The sequence below is a fragment of the Actinomadura luzonensis genome, from assembly GCF_022664455.2.
GTDB classification, from domain to species: domain Bacteria; phylum Actinomycetota; class Actinomycetes; order Streptosporangiales; family Streptosporangiaceae; genus Nonomuraea; species Nonomuraea luzonensis.
In genome coordinates, this window is record NZ_JAKRKC020000008.1 from 1 (window position 1) to 7,885 (window position 7,885).

Annotated in this window: 6 protein-coding genes; 5 read left to right on the forward strand and 1 reads right to left on the reverse strand. The window is 71.1% G+C overall.

All coding sequences use genetic code 11. The features are described 5' to 3' along the window. On the forward strand, positions 1-1,800 hold a 1,800-nt coding region (locus MF672_RS51000; protein WP_247815860.1), incomplete at its 5' end, for a pentapeptide repeat-containing protein. Positions 1,801-2,062: 262 nt separating this feature from the next. Here the strand turns inward: MF672_RS51000 and MF672_RS51005 are convergent. Further along, positions 2,063-3,409 (reverse strand): NsdA family TPR-like regulatory protein, encoded by a 1,347-nt coding sequence (locus tag MF672_RS51005; RefSeq protein ID WP_242372785.1) that lies wholly within the window; start codon positions 3,407-3,409, stop codon positions 2,063-2,065. A gap of 226 nt (positions 3,410-3,635) precedes the next feature. Between MF672_RS51005 and MF672_RS51010 the strand changes: the two genes are divergently transcribed. The 4 genes from MF672_RS51010 (at position 3,636) to MF672_RS51025 (ending at position 7,732) form a co-directional block, all read left to right on the forward strand. Continuing rightward, entirely contained in the window at positions 3,636-4,112 is a 477-nt protein-coding gene (locus tag MF672_RS51010; RefSeq protein WP_242372787.1) for a glycine-rich domain-containing protein, read from the forward strand. 150 nt (positions 4,113-4,262) lie between these two features. Beyond that, complete coding sequence (locus MF672_RS51015; protein ID WP_247815861.1) at positions 4,263-5,087, forward strand: formylglycine-generating enzyme family protein; 825 nt, start codon at positions 4,263-4,265, stop codon at positions 5,085-5,087. A 175-nt stretch (positions 5,088-5,262) separates the two neighbouring features. Next, a complete protein-coding gene (locus MF672_RS51020) occupies positions 5,263-5,469 on the forward strand; it encodes a hypothetical protein (RefSeq protein WP_247815862.1) in 207 nt (68 codons plus the stop codon). Positions 5,470-5,749: 280 nt separating this feature from the next. Next, a complete protein-coding gene (locus MF672_RS51025; RefSeq protein ID WP_242372781.1) occupies positions 5,750-7,732 on the forward strand; it encodes a hypothetical protein in 1,983 nt (660 codons plus the stop codon). Positions 7,733-7,885: the final 153 nt, after the last annotated feature.

Sequence of the window (7,885 nt, forward strand, 5' to 3'; positions counted from 1 at the left end):
ATGAGGTTCCTCCAGCGTGCTCCCCAGGCGTCCGCGCGGCCACCCGACCTGCGTCCGCCGCGGTCGATGTGGTGGTGGGCTTTGCCTGCTGCGCTGCTGGTCGGTGCGGCGGTCTGGGGGGTCAGCGCCTGGCTGCTGCACGACTTGGGCACGGTGCCCGCCGCCGAGCAGGTCTCGGCCCGGATCGAGGCGGTGCGGACCGCGCTGGCGGCCGGTGCCGGGGTCGGCGCCGCGGTGACGCTGCTGCTGGCCGTACGCCGGCAGCGGCATCAGGAGCTGGCGACCGCGCACACCACGCACGACGCCGTCGAGCGCCGGGTGACCGAGCTGTACACCAAGGCCGCTGAGCAACTCGGCAACACTCAGGCCCCGGTTCGCCTGGCTGGCTTGTACGCGCTGGAGCGCCTGGCCCAGGACACCCCGGCGCTGCGCCAGACGATCGTGGACGTGATCTGCTCGTACCTGCGTATGCCGTACACTCCGCCTGCGCTGCCCGCCGAAGACGCCACGCCCGCCGTGCCGCGAGCCGCCATCGCCGGCGTCGCCGCGCCATCGACCGGTCGTGACCCGCAGGAGGAACGCCAGGTCCGCCTGACCGCGCAGCGTATCCTGACCGCCCACCTGCGCTACGACGACACCCCGGCCCCGCGCCGCCGATGGTGGGCGTCGCGCCGCCCGGACCGCAACCCGCGCCACTGGCCGGACATCCGGCTCGACCTCGCGGGCGCCGTCCTCATCGACTTCGATCTCAGCACCTGCCGCGTGGGCGCGGCCGGGTTCGGCGGGGCGACCTTCTCCGGCGACGCCGGGTTCGGCGGGGCGACCTTCTCCGGCCCCGCCGTGTTCGGCGAGGCGACCTTCTCCGGCACCGCCGGGTTCGGCGGGGCGACCTTCTCCGGCCCCGCCGTGTTCGGCGAGGCGACCTTCACCGGCCCCGCCAGGTTCGGCGAGGCGACCTTCACCGGCCCCGCCAGGTTCGGCGAGGCGACCTTCACCGACGCCGCCTGGTTCGACGGGGCGACCTTCACCGGCACCGCCTGGTTCGAGGGGGCGACCTTCTCTCGCCCCGCCGTGTTCGGCGAGGCGACCTTCACCGGCGCCGCCCGGTTCTACGGGGCGACCTTCACCGACGCCGCCGGGTTCGACGAGGCGGCCTTCTCCGGCCCCGCCGTGTTCGACGGGGCGACCTTCTCCGGCCCCGCCGGGTTCGGCGAGGCGGCCTTCTCCGGCACCGCCCGGTTCGGCGGAGCGACCTTCACCGACGCCGCCGTGTTCAGCGAGGCGACCTTCACCGGCACCGCCCGGTTCGACGGAGCGGCCTTCTCCGGCACCGCCCGGTTCGACGGGGCGACCTTCACCGACGCCGCCCGGTTCGACGGAGCGGCCTTCACCGGCCCCGCCCGGTTCGACGGGGCGGCCTTCACCGGCCCCGCCCGGTTCGACGGGGCGGCCTTCACCGGCCCCGCCGTGTTCGGCGAGGCGACCTTCACCGGCACCGCCTGGTTCGGCGAGGCGACCTTCACCGGCCCCGCCTGGTTCGGCGAGGCGACCTTCACCGGCCCCGCCAGGTTCGGCGAGGCGACCTTCACCGGCGCCGCTCGGTTCGACGGAGCGAGCGGGCTGGAGGACGCGGAGCTGGGCGGGGTGCGGGTGGTGCCGACGGCCACGGAGGTGCGGCGGGTGTGGCCGGCGTGCTGGCAGGTGGAGGCGGCGGCGGACGGCTGGCAGACGCTGCGCCTGGCGTCCTCTGGGGAGAAGGAGGGCGGCGGGGCGGGACCGACCGAGGACGCGGAGGGTTGACATAAGGGCAGTTACTCAGCGCTACTTTGGGGCCCATCACAGCTACCCGAGCATCGGGCCTTGCCCTTCGGCGGGAACAGGTCCTCCAGGTTCATACGCCGACGCTCCACACGCTCGTCCAGGCCCTCCACTCGGGTCCGTTGCCCGGTACTCCTTGCCGGTGTCGAACATCCCCGCTACGTCCACTTTAGCCCGGTAGCGGCCGGACTGGCAGGGCTGGTAGGTGAGGACGTAGCGGTGGTCCGGGACCATGCTGGGGCGCTCATGCGGTGGCGTTGAGGAAGGTGTTGACGAGCGGCACGTGCCGGTGGCCGCGCAACCCAGATCGCAGGTCGTTCAGGGCGCTGCTGCCGCGCGCGGATTCGACACCGCCCATGAGCTGGAGGACCTGCTCGGCGACCTCGACGGCGGCGTCGAGGTCGCCGAGCGCGAGGTGTGCCTCCGACCTGCGTGCGAGGTAGATCGCGGCTCCTCGCACTTCTTGACCGCTGTCGTAGGCGTCTTCACCATTCACGGCGGCGTCGAAGTGCTCCAGGGCGCGGCGCGGCTCGCTCAGGGACAGGGCAGAGCTGCCGGCGAACTGGTGCAGCTCGCCCGTGTTGAGCCAGTACAGGGCGGCCAGGTCCGCGCGGGCAGGAGGCGCGTGCCCGAGCACGGAGAACGCCGCCTCGATCGCCCGATACGCCTGCACCGGCTCTTTCAGGAGCGAGTGAGCGCGGGCCCGGCGAGCGTGCAGCAGGGCCAGCAGCCGGGGCGAGGTCACGCGGCGGTTGGCCAGTGCGCCGTCCAGGAGGTCGAGCGCCCCCCGCGGGTCGCCGGTGGTGTAGCGCTGGTTGGCCCAGAACGCGAGGGTGAGGGCGCCGGTCGTGTCGTCGTCTCCGCTGGCTGCCGAACGCAGCGCGGCGATGAAGTGCCGCTCCGCGTCCGCGTGATGTCCGCTGTCGTAGGCGCACCAGCCGGCCAGACGGCACGCTTCGGCCGCAGCGCCGTACAAGCGCCGGCCGACCTGCTGGCTGTGGGAGGTGTTGGTGAGCAGGGCGCGGATGAGCCGGATCTCGGTGGTGGCGGCGTCGTACACGCTCGCGGAACCGATCTCGTCGTCCAGGTGGCGCAGGGCCGCTAACCGGGTGTCGAGCTGGTCGGCTACCCCGGCTCCGATGCGGCGGCCTCCAGCGGCCGCAGCAGCGGGTTCGGCGGTTGTCCATTGCGCGACCATGGCGGCCAGCGCGCTGCTCGATGCGATCAGAAAGCCTCGCCGGTCCACTGGCCCTCCCATTTCGCCCAATACAGTGACGCTACCCGCGGGCGTCCATGGCGACTCCAGTACCGCGCGGTCCTCGCTGGACGCTGCGAGCAGCCACGTGGGCCAGCCCCGGGCATCCACCTCCCGCTGGCCGATGCCCAACAGGGCGGCCATCGCGTACTGCGTGGTGATCTCGGGGACGGCGGCGCCGGCGATCCACCGCGACACCTTCTCCTTGCGGCTGGCCATCCCGCCGTAGCCCAGCGCGCAGTGCCGCTCGGCCACCTGGCGCAGGAACGCGGCAGCCGTCCAGCGCCTGCTCCTCAGAAGCGCTGCCAGCGGATGACGTTCACGTGCGATGTCCACGGGGCTGGCCCCCTGGTCGGGTCGCCCTTCAGTGTGGTCCTGCCAGGTGGCTGCTGTGAAGCCCCCGCCAGCCAGAAAGCAACCCGAAGCAACCAATCGGCAACCGAAAGCAACGCCCCGGTGTCTTCACGGACCCGCAACACCGAGTCACGGTGAGGGTGAGCCGCCCCTGCTACCCGGACAGGCAGCAGACGCGGGCGGACCGTCCTCACCCCAGGAGGTCCTCATGACCGCCACGACTCCCACCACTGCCCCCGCCGGCCGATACGCGCCCCCGCCCGGCGGCTGGCGCGATCCCAGGAGCTTCGTTGATCCCGATGTCTGGGACCGGCAGATCAAGCTCCTCGTCCGCGACCACCCGTGGGACACGGTCATGGCCGAACGCTGCTTCGGCCAGGCGATCGCTTACCTCATCACCGCCATGGAGAAGCACGGCCAGCACCTGGAGATCGGCTGCGGTCCCCTCATCGACCGCGCCGTGCACGGGTTCATCCTCGACACCCGCAACTACCGCGACTTCTGCGCCAAGTACTTCAACGGCGAGTTCCTGCACCACGTCCCCGAGATCGAGTTCAAGTACGACGGGTCGGTCCAGAAGACCGCGCACGTCGTGGCCGGCAACGGCTTCGAGGTGGACTGGTCGCTGTGGGAGGCGGACTTCGCCAAGTGCACGCCGTGTGCGCCCGGCACTGACTGCCACTGACCGGGCCTGATCGAGTGTAGGGCCAGGAACGTTACGCGTTCCTGGCCCTACGCCATGTCTGGGCATGGGGTGGCCGATTCTCCGGTGATCACCGCCGGTGGCGCGCTACCGTGACGCGGGTCCTGTCCCTCGCGCCCCAAGGTGCCCGCCATGCCCATCGAGCCCGCCCGGCCCGCTGTCACCGACACCGTCAGCTACTGGGAGGTGCACATCCGGTTCGCGGAAGCGCTCAACCTCGCCGTACCAGCCGCGCAGCCGGAGCCCGACACCGCGGCGTTGCCTACGGTGGCCGGGGCCACTCTCGTGCTGAGCGGCCACCAGGTCCGTCACCCCATCGACGGCAAACTCATGACCCTGGTGGACGAGGGCGTGTTCTTGTACGGGCCGGACGACGAACCCGTCTACCTGCCAGCGTACTACATCGACGTCTACCCGACCACGAACGGCGACTACGCTCGGTTCGTCGCCGCGACCAAGCACCGCCGGCCGCAGCACTGGAACCGGACAGGGTCGCCACCGGAAGACCTGATCGATCACCCGGTGGTGTACGTGACATGGCGGGACGCCGCCGCGTACGCCGAGTGGGCGGCCAAAGCCCTGCCGACCAGCCAACAATGGGAGAAAGCCGCGCGAGGGTTGCGCGGCGACACCTACCCGTGGGGGTCACAGCTGACCCCGGCTAAGGCCAACGTCCGCGAGTCCGGGATACGGCGTACCACCCCCGTCGATCGCTACCACAGCGGCGCGAGCCCGTACGGCGTGTACGACATGTGCGGCAACGCGTGGGAGTGGCTGGCCACCCAGTCGACGCCTGGCCGGTACGAGCTGAAGGGCAGCGCGTTCACCAGCCCTTTCAGCAGAGCCATGCCGTCGCTGTTCAACGACGCCGCCGCGGACATGCTGGATGATGACACCGGCTTTCGGTGCGTCACGCCGGCCGAGACGCTGCGGGCCCTGCTCAAGATGTCCGGGTAAGAGATCAACTCTCGGCAACGATCCGCGACACGCCGCGCACACATCTGCCACCCTGACTCTGATTCAGAGTAAGGTCACCGCCATGAGTGGATCTGTGAAGCCGGGGCCTACCCCGAAGGGCGGCCATCGTCACACCGTCCGTTTCCGGTCCGACGTGTATGACCACGCGAGCAAGGTGTGGAAGAAGCTTGGCTTCGCCGACTTCGGCTCCTACGTGGACTTCACGTTCGCGCTGGCGCACGGTAAGTGGCAGGAGTACAAGTTCGTCTCGGCGGACGAGGCCAAGGAGTATCTGCTCGGCTTGTCCCAGGGACTGCTGGTCCCTCCGCCGCATCTACGTGGCCAGGAGACGCTGCCACTCATCGAGACGACTGCCGCGTAGCGCTCCGCTCGCGGTGCTTTCCGGAGGATCTGCCTAGACGCTGAGAAGTGACCTGGACGCCGCCGAGGTGTCCTGAAATGCCACGAGGGCCCCTGCGCCGTGTCAACCGCCAAGAAGACGTGCGCAAGGACCCCCGATAGAGGCCACCGGTTCCCGGCGGGCTTTCGCATGCCTGGAGCCGGTTAACCAGAAGCTAGGAGCCACAGTAATCGATGGGCCCCCGGCTCTGCCAGTCGTGCCCGGATTCGGCGTGTCGGAACCGGGTGAAACCGGCATAGCTGTGCTGCACAACTCCATACCCGCCCCACGAGGGGCCGAACCGGGGCATGCCGTCCTGACGGCCGCCGCGACCTGGGCGGCGCTCGCGCCGCGCGTCGCCGCGAACGACCGGGTACGGCTCGCCGTCAACGGCCGCGACTACCTGCACCGCGACGAGCTGCGGCTCACCACGCGGCTGCCGGCGTACGTCGCCGCCGTGCACGTCTACCATCACGACCTGGCCGCGTGGCTGCCCGGGGATTTCGACGTCGCCAAGGCGGCCGCCGCCGGCGCGGCTGATCCGGTCGGTCTGGTGGAGGCGGAGACGGCCGACTTCATCGCGCTGCTCGCGCGGTGCGGCGGCGACTGCATCTCCGACGTCGCCCCGCCCGGCGGCCGTCACGTGCTGGTGCCGTGGGCGGTGAAGCGGACCTACCCGGAGATGCGGCGCCTGGCCGAGGCGCTGGCCCGCCGGTATGTGACGTTCGACCCGAAGCCGGCGCAGAACCGCCACAACGGGTTGATCACGCCGCCCGGGTCGTGGCACCGCCGCGGCGGCTACCGGCGGCTCACGACCACGCTGGAGCATGCGTTGTGGGTGTGCGACCACCCGAACGGGCCGGAGGTGTGGGACGCGCTGCTGGACGCGCTCGCCCCCGAGCTGGAGGCGCTGGAACTCCCCCAGCCCGGCCCCGGCCCTGACGCGGCGGCGGGTGTACCTGGTGACAGCCCCGTTACCGACGCCGCGGCGCCGCCAGCGCGGGCAGACCTGGCCGTCGACGAGCACGGGCAGCACTGGCTCCCCCGCCCGGACGGGCCGCTCCCCCGCCTGTCCCCCCGCCTCGAAGAGATCGCGCAGACGGGCCGGTACGACTCCCGCCAGTACGGCAGCCCCTCCGAGGCCCGCCAGGCGGTCATCGCCGGGGCGGTCTCGTGCGGGTGGCAACTCGGCGACGTCGCCGCCCATCTACGGGCCGGCCGGTGGCCGGGCCTCGCCGGCTTCTACAGCAGGTACCGCGACGAGCAGGCCCGGACCAAGGCCCTGCGCACCGATTGGGAAAACGCGGCCGTCTGGCTGCTGGAGCGGAGCTTTGGCCGCAAGAGCCACACAAGGGAGAGAAGACACGGGGGGGTTAGAAGGATCTTGGTTGAGGGGTTGTGGGTCGAGGTGAAAGACCCGACCACTACCCGGGAGCAGCAGATCGGGGAACTACGGAAGTCCCGCGCATGGTATTCCGCCCTATGCGCCGCGGTGCGGGCGGGCCGGTGGACGGGCAAGAAGGGCCTCACCGTGCGGCGGGTGCTGCTCGCGTTGCTGAAGGCCGCGCAGCTCTCCAAGAGCATGACGATCGCGTGGGGGGTGCGGCACCTTGCCCTGCTGGCCTGCCTGGACGAGACGACGGTGGCGCGCACGCTGAAGCTGCTGCGCGACGAGCCGGACCCCTTCGTGGACTGGGTGGCGGCGCACCGTGGCGAACGGGCCGCGGTGTACCGGCTGATCGTCCCCCAGGCGTACGCGGAGGCGGCCGCCTGGCGGCAGTGGGCGCCCGGCCGGCTCGGCGGCATCCACCCCGTGTTCCGGGTGCTGGGCGGCTCGGCGGCGTTCGTGTACGAGGTGCTCGGCGTCGACCCGTTGCGGACGTTCGACGTGCCCGGCCTGGCCGGGCTAGGGGTGACGGCGGCGAACGAGGGCCTGCGGACGCTCGCCGAGCACGGGCTGGCCGGGCGGACGCGGGAGGGGTGGGTGCGCGGGCCGGCCGACCCGGAGCAGGTGGCGGCGCAGCTCGGCGTACGCGAGATCGTGGACAAGATCATGAAACGGTATCGGAAGGATCGTGAGGGCTACAGGGAGTGGCTCGGGATCGTTGCGGGACTCGAACCCAAGTTTGACGGTGACCGGGAGGACTGGTCGCTGCCGGATGAGGTGTACGCGACGCTCGGCGTGCCGGAGTTCATGATCCTGGAACCGCACGGGCCTCCACATGCGCGTCGAGCCGTGACGTAACCCTCCCGGCCGGGGCGAGGACCGTACGATGGCCTCCCTCTCGGGTCGATCCGATGAGCCACAAAGTAGCTGCGTCACCACAGGTCAGAGCATCTGAGCATGGGTTGCGTCCCTGGCCGTAACGATGTGCCACCTGGGGCGGAAAGGCCCTAC